3 protein-coding genes are annotated in these 25,107 nt (G+C 64.8%); all 3 read right to left on the reverse strand.

The window, feature by feature from the left end; translation table 11 throughout:
- Positions 1 to 35 precede the first annotated feature (35 nt).
- Positions 36 to 11,360 (reverse strand): non-ribosomal peptide synthetase, encoded by an 11,325-nt coding sequence (locus FFI16_RS14010; protein ID WP_138815792.1) that lies wholly within the window; start codon positions 11,358 to 11,360, stop codon positions 36 to 38.
- Positions 11,357 to 24,262: a non-ribosomal peptide synthetase gene (locus FFI16_RS14015; RefSeq protein WP_138815791.1), complete on the reverse strand. Its 12,906-nt coding sequence runs from the start codon at positions 24,260 to 24,262 to the stop codon at positions 11,357 to 11,359. Before FFI16_RS14015 ends, FFI16_RS14010 begins: the two co-directional genes overlap by 4 nt.
- Before the next feature lie 216 nt (positions 24,263 to 24,478).
- Complete coding sequence (locus FFI16_RS14020) at positions 24,479 to 25,081, reverse strand: VWA domain-containing protein (protein WP_138817416.1); 603 nt, start codon at positions 25,079 to 25,081, stop codon at positions 24,479 to 24,481.
- Between the last annotated feature and the right edge of the window lie 26 nt (positions 25,082 to 25,107).

The following is a 25,107-nucleotide window of genomic DNA, read 5'->3' on the forward strand; positions in this document are numbered from 1 at the left end:
GCACGGTTAAACAATGTGGGAGCGGTGTACCGTCTTCACGAAACCACCTCCCCAATCACCACACCGTCCAACCACCATTGAGCAAGCCCCAAAACATTCGGCGTCTTAAGCAACGTAAAGTGATTCCCCGCGCCATACCAAACCTGCAACCCACTCCCCTGGCGCCGCCACCCCTCCACCATCAACCCCTGCTCACGCTGATTACCCGTCGCATCCAACGCCGGATCCTGCGCCAACACCAAGCGCACCACCCCATTGAACCGCTGCGCCGGCCGATACACCGTGCGCAACGCCGCCGCATAAGTGCGCGACGGCCCCGCCATCGCATCCACACTGGCACGCCCCGGCAACAACCCCACGCTTACCATCCCGGCATGCAGCCATTGCTGCTGCGCCACCTCATCGCGTCCGGCAAAATCCACCCGGTCGATGCCCAGCGACTTGCCTGCCGACAACTGCATGGCTTCGATCAAGCGCAACAACGCTGCCGTGGTCGAATAGGGCTTGCCCGCGCTGCCCGGTGATTCACTATCGATCACTGTCAACGATGCCACCTCGCGGCCCATCGCCTGCAAGCGCAGCGCCATCTCCAGCGCGACCCAGCCACCAAATGAATGCCCGACCAGATGCACCGGCCCACGCGGGCACTCCTGCGCCAGCGCCGCCAGGTAACACTGCGCCGCCGCCTCCACCTGGCTGTGGGGCACTGCCTCGCCATCCAGCCCACGCGGCTGCAAGCCGAACAACGGCCAGTCGCGCCCGAGTGCCTCGCTCAACCCCACAAACCCGGTGACGCTGTCCCCCGCTCCCGGCACACAGAACACCGGCGCATGGCCCGCACGCCCACTCTGAATGCGCAGCAGCGGTTGATGCACCGCTTCCATCACCGGCGCACTCACGGCCAGGGCTTCAGCCATCGCCGCACCCAAGCCTTGAATATGCGGTGCCTGCATCATGCTCTGGTGATCACCCGGCACTTCTACCCGGCGCAATTGCCCAGGCGCCAAGGCGTCTTCCCAGCCCAGCGATTCACTGCGCCGCGACAGCTCGGTCGGGCGTTCGCGGGCACTGAACAGATGCACCGGCACCGGCAGCGGGAACAGGCTGTAGTGCGCCAGCGCATGCCCGTGGCCGACTTCACGCTCGATAAAACTCAAGAGGTCCGCGTCCGCAGCCGCTGCCATTTGCGCGTATAGCAGACCTTGATCGCGACAGCGTTGCAGCAGACCCGCAAAGTCCAGCTGTCCAATGCCCGCCTCAAGCTGTTCAAGGCTCGCCAATTCATCCACACCTCCCTGTGCTTTCCAATACGCGGTGCACTGCAACAGCAAATGCCGCTTGAGGGCATCCGGCCCACTCCAGCGCGCCTTGCCCTGATCGGTCATGCGCGGCACGTAGCTGTCGATCAGACCGAGGAACGCCACCGGTTCATCCAGCCCCAGCAATTGCATCGCCACTTCATAGGCCAGCACGCCGCCAAACGACCAGCCCGCCACGCGGTAAGGCCCGTGTGGCTGAACCTGGCGGATCAGGCCGACCATGCGCGCCGCCAAGCCTTCCATGGTGTTCAGGTGCGCCTCGCCCAGTGCCGCGCCCGGCAGGCCGTAGATCGGATAATCGCCGGGCAAGTGCTGGCCCAGCGCCGGGAAATACACGTCCATGCCGCTGAACTCATGCACCAGGAACAATGGCGGCTGCGAGCCACTGCTGCGCACGGTAATCAGTGAGGTGTCGCGCACCGGCTCGCCGGTACGCTGGCGCAACATCGCCGCCACCGAGGCCACGCTGACGTGCTGGAACAGCTCGGCCAGCGACACCTGCAAACCCGCTGCTTCCATCAGATTGACCAGTCGAATCGCCAGCAACGAATGCCCGCCCAGCTCAAAGAAGCTGTCGTGACGCCCCACCTGCTCAAGCTTCAACACCTCGCCCCACAGGCTGGCGAGCGACTGCTCCAGCGCATCGGCCGGCGCTTCGAAGTCGCGGCTGAGCAAGGCCTCCAACGCCGGAACCGGCAAGGCTTTGCGATCGATCTTGCCATTGGCCGTCAGCGGCAACTGCGCCAGCACCACATAGGCCGACGGCAGCATGTAGTCCGGCAACTGGCCGTGCAGGTGCGCACGCACACTGTCGATGTCGACGGGCTCGCCAGCCCAGGTGAAATACGCCACCAGACGTTTGTCGCCCGGCACATCTTCACGGGCCAGTACCACCACGTCCTGGATACTCGCGCAGGTCGCCAGGCGTGCTTCGATCTCGCCCAACTCAATACGGAAACCGCGGATCTTCACTTGGTCGTCGTTACGCCCGATGCACTCCAGCAAGCCCTCCGCTGTCCAGCGGCCGAGGTCGCCGGTGCGGTACATCAAGGCGCCCGGGTTGAACGGGTCGTCGATAAACTTCTCGGCAGTCAGCTCCGGGCGGTTCAAATAGCCCTTGGCTACGCCGTCACCGCCGATGCAAATTTCGCCCGTCACACCCACTGGCAGCGGTTGCAAGTACGCATCCAGCACGTGGATTTGCGTATTGGAAATCGGTCGACCGACCGGCACGCTGTCAGCAATGGCGGCAATCGCCTGCACCTCGTAAGTGGTGGCGTAGGTGGTGGTTTCGGTCGGCCCGTAGCAATGCACCAGGCGTAAGCCCGGCGCCTGCGCCAGCAGGCTGCGGAACGCCGCCGGGTCGGCACGCTCGCCGCCGCAGAGCAAAATGCGCAAGCCGGCCAGGGCTTCGGGGATCATCTGCACGTACTGGTTGAACAGCGCGGTGGTCACGAACAATACCGTCGCACCGTGCAGCGCACGGCCGAATGCAACCGGGTCGAGCAAGGTGGCATGGTCCATCACCTGCACCTGGCCGCCGTTGAGCAGCGCACCCCACACGTCCATGGTGCTCGCGTCGAATGCCGGGTTGGATGCAAACACCACGCGGTCGGCGGCGTTGAAGTCGGCGTAACCGTTGTTGAGCACCAGCCGCGTGATGCCGCGATGGGGCACCAATACGCCCTTGGGCGTACCCGTGGAACCGGAGGTGTACATGATGTACGCCACGCTGTCCGAGGACTGCGACAAGTCGGGGTTGTGGCTCGGTTGCGGGTCCATGACCAACGTATCCAGGTCCAGGCGCCGCGCCGGGTAATCCAGCGCCGCGTCACTGCAGGTCAACAGCCAGCTCGCGCCGCTGTCCTGCAACATGAAGCCCTGGCGTTCGGCGGGCGCGTTGATATCCAACGGCACATAGGCCGCCGCGCATTTGAGGATCGCCAGTTGGCTGACCAGCAGGTCCAGGGAACGTGGCAGCAGGATCGCGACGTTATCGCCCGGGCGCACACCCAGGCTCATCAGGTGATGGGCCAAGCAGTTGGCGCGGGTGTTGAGTTCGCCATAGCTCAGTACCGCGTCAGCGTGCAATGCAGCCACCGCGTCTGGCCGCGCCTGGGCCTGGGCTTCTAACAAGCGCTGCACCGTGTGTTCGCGGGGAAACACACGGGTGGTGGCATTCAAACCTGCCAGCTGTTGGCGCTCGGCCGCCGGCAGGATGGGCAAGCGGCTGATGCCTCTATCACTGCGCTGCTCCAGCGCCTCTACCAGTTGCTCAAGGGCAATATTCAGGTAATCACACAAACGCCGGGCGCCCTGCCCCATGGCGATCAGGCTGAAACCCTCACCCAGGTCATCGACACTCACCGACAGCCCGTAATTGGTCTGTTCCTCGGCACTGAGCAGCTCAATGCCCTGCCAGGCCTGTGCCACACCACCGCTGTGCGGCGCACTGTGGCGGTAGTTGAACAACACGCTGAACAAAGGCGTACCTACTGGCACGCCGCTGCAACGCTGGGCCAAGGCCAGCGGCGCGTGTTCGTGGCTGAGCAATTGGGTCAGGCGCGCATGGGTGGCCCGCAGCGCGGTGCGCACCGAGTATTCGCCCAGGTCGACGCGCAGCGGCAAGGTGTTGATAAACACGCCCATGGCCCGCTCCGCACCTTCGCCGCCTTGCAGGCGGCCGAGCATTACGGTGCCGAACACCACCTGTTCGCGGCCACTGACCTTGCCCAGCACCTGCGCCCAGGCCAGGTGCATCAGGCTGGCAGTACTCACCTCTGCCTGGCGGGCCTGGGTGCGCAGGCGCTGGCTCAACTGAAGGTCGACGGCCAGATGCACGTGTTCATCGACGCCCAGGTATTCGACGTCGGTTGGCTCATCAATTTCACCGAGCATTTCGCGGAAGAAATCCTCGTGATCGTTGACGCCCAGGCGGGTCTGAGCCACATAGTTGCGGTAAGGTACCGCTGCGCCCAGCGTGTGCTGGGTGCCGAGCAGGAACGCCTGCATTTCATGCTGCAGAATGTCCAGCGCGATGTGGTCCATGACCAAATGATGGAACAGCAACGTGGCGACCACGCGCTGCGGCTCCTCGGTATAGATCAGCCGCATCAACGGCGCTTGCGAAAGATTCAGGCGCTGTGGCACGGCACCGGTTTCAACGCTTAGCGAAGCTTCACGCCATACCACCTGCACCGGTTCTTCCAGGCCGTCCCAATGGAAGGAGGAGCGCAGGATGTCATGCCGCTGGATCACCGCCTGCAATGCATGGGCAAAGGCGTCCAGGCGCAGACGGTTGTCGAAGGCAAACTGCGCGCGCAACAGGTAGGCATCGCCGTCAAGCACAGCGCGATGGTGATACAAGATGCCGGCCTGCAACGGCGCCAGCGGGTAGATATCCTGCACATTCGCCGCACCGCCGGGAATGCACGCGACGATGCGGTCGATGGCGGCCTGGTCCATCTGGATCAAGGGCAACATCGTAGGGGTGATGTGGGTGCAACCTTCGGCAATGCCAATAGCCGGCACCGCCACTTCACGCCCACCGCCCAACGCCGCCGCCAACGCCGAGAGCGTCGGCTGGCCGAACAGCACCTTCACATCCGCCGACAAGCCCAGGCGGCGCATGCGCCCCATCAAACTGACGGCCAACAGCGAATGCCCGCCCAGTTCGAAGAAGTTATCGTGACGGCCTACGCGCTCAACATTGAGCAGTTCGGCCCACAGGCTGGCCAAGGCCATTTCGGTATCGCCCTGGGGCGCTTCGTATTCGCGCACCACCACCGAATCCACGCCCGGCGCCGGCAGCGCCTTGCGGTCGAGCTTGCCGTTGGGGCTGAGCGGCAACGCCTGCACATGCACGAAAATCGACGGCACCATGAACTCCGGCAGATGCCGCAGCAGATGTCTGCGCAGTGCGTCGATTTCGCTCGGTGTGCCGGTGTAATACGCCACCAGCCGCTCTTCACGGGCGACCACGGCGGCTTCGTTGACCTGCGGATACTCGAGTAGCCGCGCCTGGATTTCACCCAGTTCGATGCGCAAACCACGGATCTTCACCTGGTCATCATTGCGCCCCAGGTACTCGATATTGCCGTCCGCCAAGTAACGCCCGACATCACCGGTGCGGTACATGCGCCCCGGCATGAAAGGGTCGTCAAGGAAACGCTCGGCGGTCAGTTCCGGCCGGTTCAGATACCCGCGCGCGACTTGTACGCCCGCGATAAACAACTCGCCCACCACGCCCAGCGGCACCGGTTGCAATTGGCTGTCGAGCAGGTACATGCGCGTGTTGGCGATGGGTTTGCCGATCGGCGTGTTGTCCGGCGTTACCGGGCCGGCACAGTTCCAGGCGGTGACGTCGACGGCCGCTTCGGTCGGGCCATACAGGTTATGCAATTGGCTGCCCGGCAGTTGCTGCTTGAAGCGCCGCACCAGGCTCCCCGGCAAGGCTTCGCCGCTGCACATTACCCGCACCAGCCCGGCCGCCTGGCGGATATCGCCGTGAGCTAGGAACACATCAAGCATCGACGGCACAAAGTGCAAGGTGGTGATCTGTTCGGCCTCGATCACTTCGCACAGGTATTCGGGCTCTTTGTGCCCGCCGGGGCGCGCCATTACCAGGCGCGCGCCGGTAAACAACGGCCAGAAGAATTCCCACACCGAGACGTCAAAGCTGAACGGGGTTTTCTGCAGCACCGAATCCTGCGCATTCAGGCCGTATTCGGCCTGCATCCACAGCAGGCGGTTGACCACCCCTGCGTGGTCGTTGATCACGCCTTTGGGCTGGCCGGTGGAACCGGAGGTGTAGATCACATAAGCGCTTACGCCCTGTACCTGAGGGTTGCCTGCGGGCAGGTGCTGCCAGCCTGGCTGGTCCAGATCGACCACTGGCGCCTCGCCGAGCAAGCCACGGGTCGCACCTTGGGCCAGCACCACCAGCGGCGCGCTGTCGTGCAGCATGTAGGCCAGGCGCTCCTGCGGATAGGCCGGGTCCAACGGCACATACGCCGCGCCAGCCTTGAGAATCGCATACAGGCCAACGACCATGGAAAGCCCGCGCTCGACGCAGATCGCCACCCGCGAACCCGGCTGTACGCCCAACGCCAGCAGGTGATGGGCCAGCTGGTTAGCCTGGGCATTCAGTTCGGCGTAGGTCAGTTGCTGCTCGCCCGCCTTCACTGCAATCGCGTTCGGCGTGCGCGTCACCTGCGCTTCAAACATCCCGTGCAGGGTTTGGTCGAGGTTGTAGTCCACTGCGGTGGCGTTGAAGTCGACCAGCAGGTGCTGACGCTCACGCTCATCCACCAACGGCGCGTGTTCCAGCACCGCCTGGTCGTTATCGACCATGGCCTGCAAGGTGCGGATGAAATAGCCGGCATAACGCTGCACAGTCGACTCATCAAACAGCGCCACGGCAAATTCCAGCGCGCCGAGGATGCTGCCCTGCACTTCACCCAGGTTCAGCGACAGGTCGAACTTGGCAAAGTGGCTGTTCTCGACGATGCCTTCCAGGGCCAGGTCGCCCAAGGCCAGGGTCGGCGCGCTGCTGTCCTGCCAGCTCAGCAAGGTCTGGAACACTGGGCTGTGGGCCAGGCTGCGCACCGGCCGGGTGATTTCCACCACCTGCTCGAACGGCAAGTCCTGGTGCGCCTGGGCCGCCAGCGTCAGGCTCTTGACCCGTGCCAGCAAGGCTTCGGTGCTCAGCTCGCCCGAGGTGTCGATGCGCACCGCCAGGGTGTTGACGAACAGGCCGATCAGCCCCTCCACCTCACTGCGGGTACGGTTGGCCACCGGCGAGCCGATCACCACATCCGGTTGCCCCGAGAGCCGCGCCAGCAGCGCGGCCCAGGCCGTCATCAAGGTCATGTACAGCGTGGTGCCATGGCGTTGGCTCAAGGCCTTGAGCCCGGCGGTCAGGCGTTCGTCCAGGCGCACTTCGACGCTGTTGCCGGCGTAGTCCTGCTGCACCGGGCGTGGGCGGTCAGTGGGCAGCGTGAGCAAGGCCGGCGCACCGGCCAGTGCCTGTTGCCAATAGGTGCTTTGGCGCTGCAACACTTCACCGCTCAGCCACAAACGCTGCCACACGGCAAAGTCGCCGTACTGGATCGGCAGGCTTGGCAACGGGTCAGGCATGCCGTGGCTGAAGGCTTGATACAGCGCCATCAGCTCGCGGGTCAGTACGCCCATCGACCAGCCATCGGAAACGATATGGTGCAAGGTCAACAGCAACACATGGTGATCGTCGGCCATCACCACCAGACGCCCGCGCAGCAAGGGGCCGCGCTCCAGGTCGAACGGCGCCGAGGCTTCGCCATGAATCAAGGCATCCAGCGCCTGCTGCGGTTGCGGGTGGCGGCGCAAATCCTGTACTTGCAGGGGCAGCATCTCTTCGGCGGGTACGATGAGTACCTTGGCTTGGTCGCCCTGCTGGGCAAAGCGGCTGCGCAGGGTTTCGTGGCGCGCGACGATACGTGCCAGCGCGCGCTGCAGCGCCTCGACATGCAACTGGCCACGTAAACGCAGGCCGATGGGAATGTTGTAGGCGGTGTTGGCGCCTTCCATCAGTGCCAGGAACCACAGGCGCTGCTGGGCGAACGACAGCGGCACGTCTTCATCACGATTGGCCGGCAGGATATCCGGCAAGGTGCTGCGCCCCGACTGCGCCAGTACTTCGGCGACCGCCGCCAGCTCCGCATTGGCAAACAAGTCGCCGAGGACCAGTTCCACCCCCAGGCGCTGGCGCACTTGCGACACCATGCGCATCGCCAGCAACGAGTGCCCGCCCAGCTCGAAGAAATGGTCGTGCCGCCCGACACGCTGCACCTGCAGCACATCGGCCCAGATCTGCGCGAGCACGCTTTCGATCTCGCCCTCGGGCGCTGCGTATTCGCGGGTAAACACCGCGGCCATGTCCGGCGCCGGCAACGCCTTGCGGTCGAGCTTGCCGTTGGCGGTGAGTGGCAACGCCTCGAGCTTCACATAGGCGACCGGGACCATGTAGTCCGGCAGATGCGCGACCAGGTGGGCACGGATATCACCCACAGCCAGCGGGTCGAGTTGCGGGTTCTGGGTGAAATAGGCGACCAAGCGGTCCTCACGCACCAGCACCACCGCTTCCTGAATTCCGGGCAGTTGGCCGAGCCGGGTTTCAATCTCGCCCAGCTCGATGCGCACGCCACGGATTTTTACCTGATCATCGTTGCGCCCCAAGTACTCGATATTGCCATCCGGCAACCAGCGCGCCAGATCGCCGGTGCGGTACATGCGCCCCGGGTTGAACGGGTCTTGCAGGAAGCGCTCGGCGGTCAGTTCCGGGCGGTTGAGGTAACCACGCGCCACGCCCTTGCCGCCCACGTACAGCTCACCAGCGACACCCAATGGCACCGGCCGTTGTTGTTCATCGAGCAGATACACCGTGGCATTGGCCACCGGTTTGCCGATATGCAACGGCTGGTCTGCCTCGACCCTGCCGGAAGTAGCAACCACCGTGGCTTCGGTGGGCCCGTAGTTGTTGATCAGTTCAAACCGCTGCGCCCGCGCAAACTGGCGCAGGCGGTCACCGCCAATCAGCAAGGTGCGCAGCGTAGGGTGTTCGATCTGCTGGCTGAACGCGTACTCGGCCACCGGCGTCGGCAAAAAGCACACGTCCAGCGGCTGCGCGCACCACCAGCTCAGCAGCGCGTCGATATCTTCGGCGCCGTCCGTGGCGGGCGGCAGGTGCAGGGTCGCGCCGACACACAGCGCCGGCCACACTTCCCAGGCCATCGCATCAAAACCAAAGCCGGCCACGCTGGCGGTGTGGCGCCCGGCGCACAGGTCAAAGGCGCGGCAATGCCAGTCCACCAGGTTGGCCACCGTGTGGTGCTCGACCATCACACCTTTGGGCAAGCCGGTGGAGCCGGAGGTGTAAATCACATAGGCGAGGTTCGACGGGCTGACGGCAGCGTTGGGATTGCTGGCTGAATGGTGCTGCCAGGTGTAGCGGTCCAGCTGGATCACCGGCACGTCCAGCGCCGGTAAGCGCTCGAGCAGTGCCTGTTGGGTCAGCACCGCCACCGGGGCGCTGTCGGCCAGCAGGTAGCTCAGGCGCTCGGCCGGGTGCGATGGGTCGACCGGCACGTAGCAGGCACCGGCCTTGAGAATGGCCAGCAACCCGGCTAGGGTGTCCAGGCCACGCCGCGCGACGATGGCCACGCGGTCATCGGGCTTGACCCCCAGTGCCAACAGGTGATGGGCCAGCAGGTTGGCTTGCTGGTTGAGTTCGGCGTAGGTCAGTTGGCGGCCCTGCTGCACGGCGGCGATCGCGTCCGGCGTAAGCGAGGCCTGGGCTTCGACGCGCCCGTGCAAGGTGTTGCCTTGGGGGAAATCGGCCTGGGTGGCGTTGAACTGTTCCAGCAACAGTTGCTGCTCGGCGGCGGGCAGCACCGACAGCTGATTGAACGCGGTGTGCGGCGCCTGCTCCAGCGCCGTAACCAGGTTTTCCAGGGCGGTTTGCAGGTAGCCGCACACGCGCTGTGGGTCGACCCGCTGGCTGGCCAGCAGGCTCAGGCCAAAGCCGTCACCCAAGTCATCCACACTCAGGGTCAGCGGGTAGTTGGTGCGCTCTTCGGCGCTGAGCGCGGCGATCCCGTGCCAGGCCGACACGGCTTCGGCGCTGGCGGCCGGAGCGCTGTGGCGATAGTTGAGCAAGGCGCTGAACAGCGGCGTTGGCGCCACCACCCCACTGCAGCGCTGGGCCAGTGCCAGCGGTGCGTGTTCGTGGCGCAACAAGGCGGTGAGCCGCGCGTGGGTGGCCTTGACCCCGGCGCGCACGTCCTGGGTACCCACGTCGACGCGAAACGGCAAGGTGTTGATGAAGATACCCAGCGCCCGATCCGTGTCATGGCTGCCTTGCATGCGGCCCATCAATACGGTGCCGAACACCACCTGTTCTTTACCGGCCAGCACACCCAGCACCTGCGCCCAGCCCATATGGAACAGGCTGGCGGCACTCACGCCCAATTGCCGGGCTTGCGCGCGCAACCGCTGGCTGAGCGCTGCGGGCAAGGGCAGGCTGACTTCGCTGATGCCACGGGCATCGCCCTGCACGTCCTGCAAGCCGTATGGCAAGGTCGGCTCGCTGATGTCGCCGAGCATCTGGCGGAAGAAGTTTTCGTGTTCCGGCTCACTGATACCCAGGCGTGCCTGCGCCACATAATTGCGAAACGGCACGGCCTGGCCAAGCGCCGCGCCCTGCCCCAGCAGGCACGCCTGCATTTCATGGCACACCACTTCGAGAGCGCTGTGGTCGAGGGCCATATGGTGGAACAGCAAGGTGGCGACAATGCGCTGGTTCAGCCGGTCGTCGGCCCGTACCAGGCGCAGCAGCGGCGCCTGCGTCACGTCGAGGCGATAGTGGCGGGCATCGAACAGTCCGTGCAGTTGAGCGGCAATATCGCCGTCGGCCGGGTTCAATTGCAGCGCCTGCACCGGCAGGCGTGCCCGGCGCCATACCACTTGCGAGGGTTGCTGCAAACCGTCCCAGACCACGCCGGTGCGCAGGATATCGTGGCGGTCCATCACGCTCTGCAACGCCTGGGCGAAGGCCTCGAAACGCTCCAGGCTGTCGAACGCGAACTGCGACTGCATCACGTACGGGTCGCCCTGCTCGGCGCTGACGTGGTGGAACAGAATGCCTTCCTGCAACGGCGCCAGCGGGTAAATGTCCTGAATATTCGCCACACCGCCGTCGACCGTGGCCACGATGCGCTCGATCTCGTCCTGGCTCAACGTCGACAGGGTCAACATGGCCGGGGTGATGTGCTCGGCACCAGGCGGAATGCCATTGGCCGGCACCTGCACTTCACCGGCCTTGGAGGCCGAGTATTCACCGGCCTTGATCAGTTCGATCAAAGCCGCTTTGTGCTCACGCAACGCCGCCAGGACCGCCGGATCGCTCAGCGCTTGTTTGTTGCCTTGCACCGACAACTGCTCGCCCTTGAGCGCCAGTTGTACGTCCTTGGTTTTCAGCGTGCCCAATAACTCAAAAATGCTCACAGGACGATCTCCATTCGTTCGGTAATGGCGGCGTAGCCGGCCAGGCTCGGCTGTTCGAACAGCGCCCGCACATCGGCTTCCAGGCCTTCCTGGCGCAGGCGTCCGATCAAGCTCACGGCCAGCAGCGAGTGCCCGCCCAGCTCAAAGAAGTTGTCATGTCGCCCAACGCGCTCCACGTTAAGCAACTCGGCCCACAGCGCTGCCATAAGGATTTCGGTGTCGCCTTCGGGCGCTGCGTATTCGCGCACGCTCAGTGCGTCCATGCCCGGCACCGGCAGCGCCTTGCGGTCGAGCTTGCCGTTGGGGCTCAGTGGCAATGCGTCGAGGTGCACAAACACGGCGGGCACCATAAAGTCCGGCAAGTGCTGCAACAGGTGGGCGCGCAAGCTATCGATGTCGATGTGTGTGCCGGTGTAGTACGCCACCAGGCGCTCTTCGCGGGCCACCACGGCGGCTTCGTTGACCTGCGGGTTCTCCAGCAAGCGCGCCTGGATTTCGCCCAGCTCGATGCGCAAACCGCGGATCTTCACCTGGTCATCGTTGCGGCCCAGGTACTCGATATTGCCGTCGGGCAGGTAACGGCCGACGTCGCCGGTGCGGTACATGCGCCCGTCGGTGAACGGGTCCTTGAGGAAGCGTTCAGCGGTCAGTTCCGGACGGTTCAGATACCCGCGCGCCACTTGCACGCCGCCGATAAACAACTCACCCACCACCCCCAACGGCACCGGCTGTAGCTGGGCGTCCAGCACGTACATGCGTGTATTGGCAATCGGCTTGCCGATCGGCGTGTTGTCCGGCACCTCGGGCCGCGCACAGTTCCACGCAGTGACGTCGACCGCCGCTTCCGTCGGGCCATACAGGTTGTACAGGCCAACCCCAGGCAGTTGCGCTTTGAAGCGCCGTACCAGGCTGCCCGGCAAGGCTTCGCCGCTGCACATTACCCGCACCAGCCCGGCAACCTGGCTAACATCGCCATGGGCCAGGAACACATCGAGCATCGACGGCACGAAGTGCAAGGTGGTGATCTGCTCAGCCTCGATCACCTGGCACAGGTACTCCGGTTCTTTGTGCCCGCCCGGGCGCGCCATCACCAACCGTGCGCCGGTGAACAGCGGCCAGAAGAATTCCCACACCGACACGTCAAAGCTGAACGGGGTTTTCTGCAGCACCGCGTCATGGGCCTTGAGGCCATAGGCGTCTTGCATCCACAGCAAGCGGTTGACCACGCCGGCGTGTTCGTTGATCACGCCTTTGGGCTGGCCGGTGGAGCCGGAGGTGTAGATCACATAGGCCTGGTGCCGGGCGGTCAGGCCCGGCACCTGTGGGTTGCTCGCGCTCTGGTGTTGCCAGGTGACGTGATCCAGGTCCAGCACTGGCACGTCGCCCAACAACTGGCGGGTCGCGCCTTGGGCCAGCACCACCACCGGTGCGCTGTCTTGCAGCATATAAGCGATGCGTTCGAGTGGATACGCCGGGTCCAGCGGCACATAACCACCACCGGCCTTGAGGATCGCAAACAGGCCGACCACCATGTCCAGGCCACGCTCGACGCAGATACCCACGCGCGAATCCGGCTGCACCCCCAGTTCGCGCAGGTGATGGGCCAGGCGGTTGGCGCGTTCGTTAAGTGCGCGGTAGGTCAACAGCTGGTCACCGGCCTTGACCGCTACCGCATCCGGCGAGCGTTCGACCTGGGCCTCGAACAGGCCGTGCAGGGTCTGGTCGAGGTTGTAATGGACCTCGGTGGCGTTGAACGCCACCAGCAGTTTCTGGCGTTCCTCGGCGCCCAGGATCGGCAGGCGATTGAGCGCCTGGTGCGGCGCCTGTTCCAAGGCTTCGACCAGCCCGGCCAAGGCGATTTGCAGGTAACCACACACCCGTTGCGCATCAATCTGCGCCAGGGCGGTGACATCATAGCCATCGCCCAAGTCATCCACGTTGAGGGTCAGTGGGTAGTTGGTGCGGCCATCGTTGACCAGCGTCTGCATGCCTTCCCAGGCGTGTTGCGCCTCGGCAGAACGCGTCGCGGCGCCGCGATGGCGATAGTTGAGCATCGAGCTGAACAACGGCGCCGGGGCCGCCACCCCACTGCAACGCTGGGCCAGGGCCAGAGACGCGTGCTCATGGCCGAGCAACGCGGTGAGCCGTGTGTGGGTGGCCCGCACCGCATCACGTGCGCCTTGCGCGTCGATATCCAGGCGCAGCGGCAAGGTATTGATAAACACCCCGAGCGCGCGATCAGCGCCCTCACCGCCTTGCAATCGGCCGACCAGCACGGTGCCGAACACCACGCTGTGACGCCCCGAGGTGGCCGCCAGCACTTGGCCCCAGGCCAGGTGAAACAGGCTCGCCGTGCTCACGCCGAGCAAACGCGCCTGGGCCCGCAGGCGGCGGTTGAGGTCGCTATCCAGGTGCAGGCTGTATTCCTGGATCGCGCTGCCGTCACCGCGCACGTCCTGCAAGCCGAACGGCAAGGTCGGTTCATCGACATCGGCGAGCATCTCGCGGAAGAACGCCTCGTGCTCCTGCTCACTGACGCCCAAACGCGCCTGGGCCACATAGTTGCGATACGGCATCGGCGCCGTCGTCGGGGCGGCCTGCCCCAACAAGTGTCCTTGCATCTCACGCAGCACCACGTCGAACGCAGTGTGGTCCAGCGCAATATGGTGATAGAGCAACACCACCACCACGCGCTGATTGACCGGGTCCTTGGCGTACTTGAGGCAGATCAGCGGCGCCTGGCTGATGTCCAGGCGGTAACGCCGCGCATCAAAACGCTCGTGCAGGCCGGCGAGTACATCACCCTGCAACTGCAGCTCTTCCAGCGGCAATTGAGCCTGGCGCCACACCACTTGCAGCGGTTGTGCGAGGCCTTCCCAAACGATGCCGGTGCGCAGGATGTCGTGCCGGTTGATCACCTGTTGCAGCGCCTGGGCGAAGGCTTGCAGGCGCTCGAGGCTGTCGAAGGCCAGGTGCGATTGCAGCAGGTACGGGTCGCCCTGTTCGGCGGTGAGGTAGTGGTAAAGAATGCCCTCCTGCAACGGCGCCAGCGGATAAATATCCTGCACGTTGGCGGCGCCGCCGGGGATGCGGCTGACGACTTGATCGAGGGTCGACTGGTCGATATCAACCAAGGGCAGCATGTCAGCGGTGATGCGCACGCAATCGGCTGCGATCCGGTTGGCCGGCACCTGCACTTCGCGGCCACTGCCCACGGCAGCCGCCAGCGCGGCCAGAGTTGGCTGGCTGAACAGCACGCGTACATCGGCGCTAAGGCCCACCTGACGCATGCGTTCGATCAGGCTCACGGCCAGCAACGAATGGCCGCCAAGTTCGAAGAAATGGTCGTGGCGACCGACTTTCTCCACCTGCAACACCTCAGCCCAGATACCTGCCAGGGTGGTTTCAACCTCGCCCTGGGGCGCTTCATAGTCGCGCGAGAGCAACGCCGCTTGATCGGGTTCTGGCAACGCCTTGCGGTCCAGCTTGCCGTTGGCGGTCAGGGGTAACGCGTCGAGCCTCACATAAGCGGCGGGCACCAGCGCGTCGGGCAGTTGCGCCTGCAATTGCGCGCGCAGGGTTTCGATCGCCAGCGGCTGGTGTTCAGTGAACCAGGCAATCAGGCGCCCTTCGCGCACCAGCACCACCGCTTCAGCCACGCCTTCCAGTGCAGCGAGTCGGCTTTCGATCTCGCCCAGCTCCACGCGGATGCCACGCACTTTGACCTGATCATCGTTACGGCCCAGGTATTCGATATTGCCGTCGGGCAACCAACGCGCCAGGTCGCCGGTGCGGTACATGCGCCCAGGGTTGAACGGGTCTTGCAGGAAGCGTTCGGCGGTCAGGTCCGCACGGTTCAGGTAACCGCGCGCCACGCCGCTGCCGCCCACATACAGCTCACCGGCCACGCCCACCGGCACCGGGCGCAACTGTGCATCGAGCAAGTAGGTGCTGGCATTCGCCACCGGCCGGCCGATATGCAGCGCCTGCCCGGCGCGCACGCGACCGGATGTGGCGACCACCGTGGCCTCGGTCGGCCCGTAGTTGTTGATCAGCGCAAAACGTCGCTCCTGGGTGAACTGGCGCAGGCGGTCGCCGCCAATCAGCAGGATGCGCAAGGTCGGGTGTTGCAGGTGCTGGCTGAAGGCGTATTCGGCCACTGGCGTGGGCAGGAAGCTGACATCCAGCGGCTGCGCCAGCCACCAGGCCAGCAGTTCGTCGATGTTTTCATTGCCGACCGTGGCCGGCGGCAAATGCAGGGTCGCACCGGCACACAGCGCCGGCCAGACTTCCCAGGCCATGGCGTCGAAGCCAAAACCGGCGACACTGCTGGTATGGCTGCGCGCGTCCAGGCCGAAGGCTTCGCAGTGCCAGTGCACCAGGTTTTCCACGTTACGGTGTTCCACCATCACGCCTTTGGGCAGGCCGGTGGAGCCGGAGGTGTAGATCACGTAGGCAAGGTGCGCCGGGGTCAGCGCTGCGAGCTGGGGATTACTGACGGCGTGGTGCTGCCAGCTTTCGCCCAGCAGGTCGACGGTGGCAAACGCCCCCAGCAGCGCTTGGGTACTGGACTCGGCCAGTACGGCCACCGGCGCACTGTCCTGCAACAGATAGGCGATGCGCTCGGCCGGGTAAGCCGGGTCGACCGGCACATAACCGGCGCCGGCCTTGAGTATGCCCAGCAGCCCGATCAGCATCTGCGGGCCACGACGGCAGCAGATCGCCACGCGGTCGTCCGGCTGTACGCCGAGCGCAAGCAGGTGATGGGCGAGTTGGTTAGCGCGTTGGTTGAGTTGCTGGTAGGTCAGCGACCGTTCGCCCTGCTGCACCGCAATCGCGTGGGGCTGGCGCTCGACCTGGGCTTCGAAGGCACCGTGCAGGGTGTGCCCGACGGGGAAATCCGCAGCCGTTGCGTTGAATTCGCGCAGCAGGGTGTCACGCTCGGCCGACGGTAGAATCGGCAGGCGGTTGAGCGCGGTATCGGCGGCGTTTTCCAAGGCCTCGACCAGTTGCTCCACGGCGTTATGCATATAGCCGCACAGGCGCTGGGCGCCAATCTGCGGCAACGCCAGCACGCTGAGGCCAAAGCCTGCGCCAAAATCATCCACGCTCAAGGTCAGCGGGTAGTTGCTGCGCTCTTCACCGCCCAGCAGTTGCACACCTTCCCAGATACCGTGGCCATCGCGGGCCATTTCGCCGGGGCGGCTGTGGCGGAAATTGAGCAAGGCGCTGAACAGCGGCACGCTGGTCGGTACTCCGCTGCAACGCTGGGCCAGGGCCAGGGACGCGTGCTCGTGCCCCAGTAAGGCGCTCAAACGTGAATGGGTGGCCTTGACCGCCACAGCGGCGCCCGCCGCGACATTCACCCGCAGCGGCAAGGTATTGATAAACATCCCTAGCGCCCGATCGGCACCCTCACCGGCCTGCATGCGGCCCATCAATACAGTGCCGAACACCACGTCATCGCGCCCGGACACCAGCCCCAGCACTTGCGCCCAGGCCAGGTGCATCAGGCTCGCCGCACTCACGCCCAACAGGCGCGCCTGCTCACGCACACGTACGGCCAGCGCCGCGTCCAGGTGCTGCTCGGCCTCTTCGATATCGCGGCCATCGCCCTGCACGTCCTGCACGCCGAACGGCAAGGTCGGTTCGGCAACATCGGCGAGCATGGCGCTGAAGAACTGCTCATGCTCGGCCACGCTCACGCCCAGTCGAGCCTGAGCCACATAGTTGCGAAACGGCGCCGCCACGGGCAGCGCGTCCGCCTGGTTGAACAGGAACGCACGCATCTCCTGGCCCACCACTTCCATCGCGGTGTGGTCCAGTGCCAAGTGGTGGAACAACAGGATCGCCGCCACCCGATCATTCGCCGGGTCCTGGGCGTAAACCATGCGCAGCAGCGGCGCCTGGGTGATGTCCAGGCGGTAATGACGGGCATCGAAACGCGCATGCAACTGCTCGATGACGCCGCCTTCGGCCGGGTCCAGGATCACCTCCTGCACACTCAGTTGCGCGTCGCGCCAGACCACTTGCACCGGGCTGTCCAACCCTTCCCAGACCACGCCGGTGCGCAGGATGTCATGCCGTGCCACCACCTGTTGCAGCGCGCCCATAAAGCCGTGCAAACGCTCCAGGCTGTCGAACGCCATACGCGATTGCAGCAGGTACGGGTCGCCCTGTTCGGCGCTGATATGGTGATAAAGAATGCCTTCCTGCAACGGCGCCAACGGGTAGATATCCTGCACATTGGCCGCACCGCCGGGCACGTTGGCAACGATACGCTCGATTGCCGTTTGATCAAGCTGCACCAGGGTCAGCATCGACGGCGTGATCTGTGTGCAGCCCGGCGCAATGCCATTGGCCGGCACCACAATTTCACGCCCGCTGCCGACTGCCGCCGCGAGTGCCGCCAGGCTTGGCTGGCTGAACAGCACGCGTACGTCGGCACTCAGGCCGACCTGGCGCATGCGCTCGATCAGGCTGACCGCCAGCAACGAATGCCCGCCCAACTCGAAGAAATGATCATGGCGCCCGACGCGTTCGAGCTTGAGCACGTCCTGCCAGATCTGCGCCAGCACGGTTTCCACTTCGCCTTCCGGGGCTTCGTAGCCACGGCTGAGCAGCGCACTTTGATCCGGCACCGGCAGGCCTTTGCGGTCCAGCTTGCCATTGGCCGTCAGTGGCAAAAGCTCAAGCCACACATAGGCCGATGGCACCATGTAATCCGGCAGTTGGCCTTGCAGATGGGCGCGCAGTGCTTCGATTTCCAACGGGGCCTGGGCGGTGTAATAAGCCACCAGGCGTTTGTCGCCGGGCTCGTCTTCTCGGGCCAGTACCACAGCGTCGCGCACGCCTGGGAAAGCCGCCAGGCAGGTTTCGATTTCGCCGGGTTCGATACGGAAACCACGAATCTTCACCTGTAAGTCATTACGTCCCTGGTACAGCAAGGTGCCGTCGGCCTGCCAGCTGGCGAGGTCGCCGGTGCGGTACAGCAGGCCTTCGCCGAACGGGTTGGGGATGAATTTTTCCGCCGTCAGTTGCGGCTGGTTCAAGTAACCCTTGGCCACGCCCGCACCGCCGATGTACAGCTCGCCGACCACACCCAACGGCAGCGGCTGCTGGCGCGCATCCAGCACATAGGCCTGGGCATTCGCGATGGGCCGGCCAATCGGCACGGCGCCCGCGCCCGGCGTGGTGATTTCAAAGGTGGTCGAGAAGGTGGTGGCTTCAGTCGGCCCGTAGCCGTTCAACAGGTGTTGCGGCTTGCCGCGCTTGAGCACCCGGCCAATCACCAGCGGGTCGAGTACATCGCCGCCGACGATCAGGTAGCGCAACTGGCGCAGCACCGGCAGCAACGCGTCGGCGTATTGATGGAACAAGCCTGCGGTCATCCACAGCACGCTCACGGCCTGCTCTTGCAACAGCCCGGCAAATGCGGCCTGGGACAGCAGCACCGCGTGCTCGACCACCACCACGCAACCGCCATTGAGCAACGGCGCCCACACGTCGAGGGTACTGGCATCGAACGCCGGGTTGGAGGCGAAGGCCACGCGGTCGCGCTCGTTGAAATCGGCATAGCCGTTGTTGAGTACCAGCCGCGAGACGGCGCGGTGCGGCACTTGTACGCCTTTGGGCGCGCCGGTGGAGCCGGAGGTGTACATGATGTACGCCACGTCGTCCGAAGACTGCGCAAGCTCGGGGTTGCGCGGCGACAGGCTGTCCAGGTTGAGGTCGGCCAAGGTCGTGAGCACCAGGCGCGCACCGCTGTCCTGCACCATAAAGGCCTGGCGTTCGAGCGGCGCGTTGATGTCCAGCGGCACATACACCGCCGCGCACTTGAGGATCGCCAATTGGCACACCAGTAAATCCAGCGAGCGTGGCAACGCAATCGCCACGCTGTCACCCGGTTGCACGCCCTGGTTGATCAGGTAATGGGCCAGGCGGTTGGCGCGGCGGTTGAGGTCGCGGTAGCTCAAGGACAACGCACCCTGCACCGCCGCCACGGCTTCGGGACGCGCCAGGGCCTGAGCTTCGAACAGCTGGTGTACGGTGAGCTGCGACGGGTATTGGCGCGCGCTGGCGTTGAACTCGACCAACAGCTGGTGACGCTCGGCCGCCGGCAAAATCGACACCGCATGCAACGCGGTGGTGGGCGCTTGTTGCAGCGCGGTCACTAGGTGGCTGAGCGCGGTGAGCATGTACTCACCCACGCGCTGCACATCCAGGCTGGCTACGCCTTGTACGGTCAGCGCAAAGCCTGTGCCGAGGTCATCGACGTTGAGCACCAACGGATAGTTGCTGCGCTCCTGGGAACTGCGAATCTCGATACCGTGAGCGGCAAACGGGCTGTCTCCCGGCGCCTCGTCCGCGGCACTGTGGCGATAGTTGAGCAAGGTACTGAACAGCGGCAACGAACCCGGTACGCCGCTGCAACGCTGGGCCAGGGACAGCGAGGCGTGCTCGTGCCCAAGCAACTGCGCCAGGCGCGCATGGGTCGCACGCACGCCCGCCTGCACGCTGGTGGCGCCCAGGCTGACGCGCAGCGGCAAAGTGTTGATGAACATGCCCAGCGCCCGGTCGGCGCCCTCGCCGCCTTGCATGCGCCCTAGCAGTACGGTGCCGAACACCACATCCTGCTGGCCCCAGACTTGCGCCAGCACCTGCGCCCAGGCCAGGTGCACCAGGCTGGCGCTGCTGACGCCCAGTTGCCGCGCTTGCTCGCGCAGGCCTTGGCCCAGTGCCGGGGCCAGCGGCAAATGCGCCTCGACGATGCCGCTGCCGTCGCCGTTGACATCCTGCAAACCGAACGCCAGCGTGGGCTCGTCGATATCGCCGAGCATGTCGCTGAAGAAGGCTTCGTGTTGCGCCTGGGTCACGCCCAAACGCGCCTGGGCCACGTAATTGCGGTATTGCACCGCCGGCGGCAGTTGCGCGCTGTGGCCGGCCAGGCTGGCGCTCATCTCCGCCACCAACACCTGCAGGGCGGTGTGGTCGAGCAGGATATGGTGCAGCAACAGAATGCCTGCGAAGCCATCCTGTTGTTGCGCATAACCGAAATGCATCAGCGACGCGCGGCTCAGGTCGAGACGGAAATGGCGTGGGTCAAAGCGTTGTTGCAGCTGTGCCAACGCATCGTCAGCCGACACGTCGAGGCGCTCGACCTGCAGCTGCGCCTTGCGCAACACCACTTGCACCGGCTCATCCAGGCCTTCCCACAGAATAGCGGTGCGCAGGATGTCATTGCGCTCGATCACGCTGTGCAAGGCGTGGGTAAACGCGTCCACCGCCGCTTGGTCGGCAAAATTGAACTGCACCTGCAACACGTAGGGGTCGCCCTCGGTGGTTGCCAGGTGGTGATACAAAATGCCGGCCTGCAACGGCGCCAGGCCGTAAATGTCCTGCACGTTGGCGATGCCACCGGGCACGTGCTTGAGGATATGGTCAATGGCGGCCTGGTCCAGCACCACCAGCGGCAGCATGTCGGGGCTGATGTGTTCGCTGGTCGCCGTGATCCGATTGGCCGGCACCTGGACTTCCTGCTGCCCCCCCACCGCAGCGGCGAGTGCGCGCAAGGTGGGTTGGCCGAACAGCACGCGCACGTCGCAGCTCAACTCCACTTGGCGCATGCGCTCGATCAGCTTGACCGCCAGCAGCGAATGGCCGCCCAGCTCGAAGAAGTTGTCGTCACGCCCGACTTTGTCGAGCTTCAACAGCGATTGCCAGATGCCGGCGAGGGTGCTTTCTACAGCGCCTTGCGGGGCGGCATAGTCGCGCCGCGCGAGGGCGTCGGCATCCGGCGCGGGCAAGGCTTTGCGGTCGAGTTTGCCGTTGGTGGTCAGCGGCAACTGGTCCAGCAGCACGAAGGCGCTGGGCACCATGTATTCAGCCAGGCTCAGCAGCAGATGGTCGCGCAGCTCGGCAGCACCGAGTTCGCGCTCGGCGATCACGTAGGCCACCAGCCGTTTGTCACCCGGTTCGTCTTCGCGGGCGATGACCACCGCGTCTCGCACGCCATCGGCGCTGGCCAGCGTGGCTTCGATTTCGCCCAGTTCAATGCGGAAACCGCGGATCTTCACCTGGTCGTCGTTACGGCCCAGGTATTCAACGCTGCCATCGGCCAGCAGGCGGCCGAGGTCACCGGTCTTGTACATGCGCAGGCCGGTGGCCGGGTCGGCCAGGAAACGTTCGGCATTCAGCAGATCACGGTTGAGGTAACCGCGCGCCACACCGGCGCCGCCGACGTACAACTCGCCGACCACACCCATCGGCAGCGGCTCGCGACGCGCATCCAGCACATACAGCTGAAGGTCGGGAATGCGCACGCCAATCGGGCTGACGCCAACCAACTGCGCATCCGCCGCTTCCAGGGCGCGATAGGTCACGTGCACGGTGGTTTCGGTAATGCCGTACATGTTGACCAGTTGGGTGCCGGCGTTGATGGCGCGGGCGTACCACGGCTTGAGCATGCCCGGCTCCAGGGCTTCGCCGCCGAAAATCACCTGACGCAACGAATGCGCCTGGGCGCTTTGGGCCGCGATCAACTGACGGAACGCACTGGGCGTCTGGTTGAGAATGCTCACGCCCGCGTCGCAGATCAGCGCGTAGCACTCATCCGGCGAGCGGCTGACCAGTTGCGGCACGATCAACAACTGGCCGCCGTGCATCAGCGCGCCCCAGATCTCCCACACCGAGAAGTCGAACGCAAAGGAATGGAACAACGCCCACACATCATTGGCGTTGAAGCCAAACCAATGCTCGGTGGCGGTGAACAGCCGCGCCACGTGGCGGTGTTCGATCATCACGCCTTTGGGCAGCCCGGTGGAGCCGGAGGTGTAGATCACATAGGCGAGGTTGGCCGGGCTGAGCGCAATGCGTGGGTTGACGATGGACTCGGCGCGCAGGCTGTTGAGGTCGATCCGGGTCAAATCACCGACCAGATGCTGGGTGTTGGCTTGCACCAACACAGCCAATGGCGCGCTATCGGCCAGGGTATAGGCGATGCGCTCCAGCGGATAAGCCGGATCGATAGGCACATATCCGGCGCCGGCCTTGAGGATACCCAGCAGGCCAATAATCATCTGCGGGCCACGCTCTACGCAGATGGCCACGCGGTCATCGGCGCGAATACCTTGGGCCAGCAGGCGATGGGCGACCTGGTTGGCGCGTTCGTTGAGTTGGCGGTAGGTGATGCGCTGGGTGTCGAAACGCAACGCGATAGCATTGGGTTGAGCGGCGGCGTGGGCTTCGACTTGCGCGTGGATCAGGGCGGTGTCGCTGTAGTGCGCGGGGCTTTGATTGAGGCTGTGCAGCAGATGGTGACGTTCGGTGTCAGGCAGGATGTTCAGGCCGCAGAGCGGCATATCCGGTCGCTGTTCCAGGGCTTCGGCCAGACTGTGCAGGGCCGTGTGCAGGTAACCGGCGACCCGTTGCGCGCCGATGGACGCATCGACCATCACCGTCAGTGCAAAGTCTTCACCCAAGTCGTCGACGTTGACCGTCAGCGGGTAGTTGGTGCGCTCTTCGGCGCCCAATACCTGAATGCCTTCGGCCACCTCAATCACCGCCGCCATATCGGTAGCGGCACTGTGACGGTAGTTGAGCATCGCACTGAACAGCGGCGTCGGCGCTGCCACACCGCTGCAACGCTGAGCCAGCGCCAGGGATGCATGCTCGTGATTGAGCAAGGTGGTGAGGCGTTCGTGGGTGGCCTGGACCCCGGCGCGCACGCCCTGCTCGCCTACATCCACGCGCAACGGCAACGTATTGATGAACATGCCCAGCGCGCGTTCACCGCCATCGCCGGCGCCCATGCGGCCGAGCATCACGGTGCCGAACACCACGGCATCGCGCCCGGACACTACGCCCAGCACGCGCGCGAGGGCCAGGTGCATGATGCTCGCCACGCTGACGCCCAACGGCCGTGCCAGGCTGCGCAGCCGGCGACTCAGGCTGCTGTCGACCGGCACACGCGCTTCATCAATGCCGTGCCCGTCGCCCTGCACATCCTGCAAGCCGAAGGGCAAGGTCGGCGCATCAATGTCCGCCAGCATGTCGCGAAAGAACGCTTCATGCGCCTGTTCGCTGACTCCATGGCGCACCTGGGCGATATAGCTGCGAAACGCCACTGGTTCAGCAGCCTGGGCTTGCTCACCGGCCAGATACAGTTGGATCTCATGGCGCACCACATCCAGCGCGGTGTGGTCGAGGATGGTGTGGTGGAACAGCAGCATCGCCACCACGCGCTGGTTGGCCGGGTCATTGGCGAACACCAGGCGCAGCAGCGGCGCCTGGCCCAGGTCCATGCGATAAGCGCGGGCGTCGTAGCGGGCGAGCAACTGCGCCAGGCGGTCGCCGTCGGCAAAATGCGCTTCTTCGCAGGCCAGGGTCGCCTTGCGCCACACCACTTGCAGCGGTTCGTCCAGACGTTCCCAGGCCATGGACGTACGCAGGATATCGTGACGGTCGATCACCCATTGCAGCGCCTGGGCAAACGCATCGAGGCGCGCGCGGCTGTCGAACACAAACTGCGCGTGCAGCACATAGGGGTCGCCCTGTTGCGCCGACAGGTGGTGGTACAGCATGCCTTCCTGCAGCGGCGCCAGCGGGTAGATATCCTGCACATTCGCCGCGCCACCGGGGATGGCGGCGACAATCCGGTCGATGGCCGGCTGGGCGAGCGTGACCAGTGCCAGCATGTCCGGGGTAATGCGGTAGGCCGGGCTGAGCCAGTCACCCCCGTGTTCAGCCACAAAGGCAAGCAGTTGGGGTTTGTGCGCGATCAGTTGATCCCACAGCACATCGTCCAGGGCGTCGTCGTCGCCTAGGATAATCAGGTCGCCTTCTTCCAGTTGCAGACGGATCGCATGGGTGGAAATCGCTGCCAATAATTCACTGAACTGCATGGGGTAACCTGCCTGGTAAGTCACGGTTGAGGAGAACGTCCGTATTCAGCTGCCGTTTGAATCGGGTGTGCTGGGCGCCAGGAAAAAAATCGCGGGCGCAGCCGGGGGCCTGGAGTGGCTTCCGGCAGGCTTGGAAAATTAAGGGATTTGGCAGGCAGGGGGTGACATGGGAAGCGGGGACAAGCGGGAATCAGATAACGTTCAGTTTTATTAAGCCTACAGACTATCGATAGGCCGATAGTCCAGTTGCAGCTCAAGCGCCAGTTGCTTCGCGCGGCCCAGCCGGATCGGGCCGCGCTCGATATCCACCAGCAACCCAGGGCAATCGAGCACGGGCAACCCAGCGATAGCCTTGAGTCGCCCATCGGTAATTACCAGCAGCCGTTGCAGCTCGGCCGGGTAACGTTGGCGGCGCGCGTGCAGCCATTGGCCGGCTTCGGACAACGCCGCCAGCAAGGGTGTGCCGCCACCGGCGCCCAACTGCGCCAACCAGCCGGTCAAGCTTTTGGCAGCCTTGAGCCCCTGCACCTGCCACTTGGGCGATTGGCCGCTGGCGGTCAGTAACGCCATGCGCGCGCGTTGTCGGTAGGCGTCGTCAAACAGCTGGGCAAGCAGGCCTTTGGCGTCGCTCAGGGCGCCATGGCGGCGGGTGGACGCCGAGGCGTCGACAATCACCAGCCACAGCTCATGGGCTGCGCGGCTGCGCAGGTGATAGAGCAGCTCCTCACGCGATTGCGGGCGACCACCGAGCAAGGTGCCCGGCCAATTGATCGCGCCACGCTGGGCGCTGCGTGCCTTACCGTGCCTGCCGTGTTCCAGTCGCCCTGCCTTGGGCCGGGCATCCG

Source organism: Pseudomonas sp. KBS0710 (genome assembly GCF_005938045.2).
Classification (GTDB): Bacteria; Pseudomonadota; Gammaproteobacteria; order Pseudomonadales; family Pseudomonadaceae; genus Aquipseudomonas.

Bases quoted from the DNA above. Each gene is read 5' to 3' on its own strand.
- FFI16_RS14015 (WP_138815791.1), bottom strand. From the start codon at position 24,262: ATGCAGTTCAGTGAATTATTGGCAGCGATTTCCACCCATGCGATCCGT.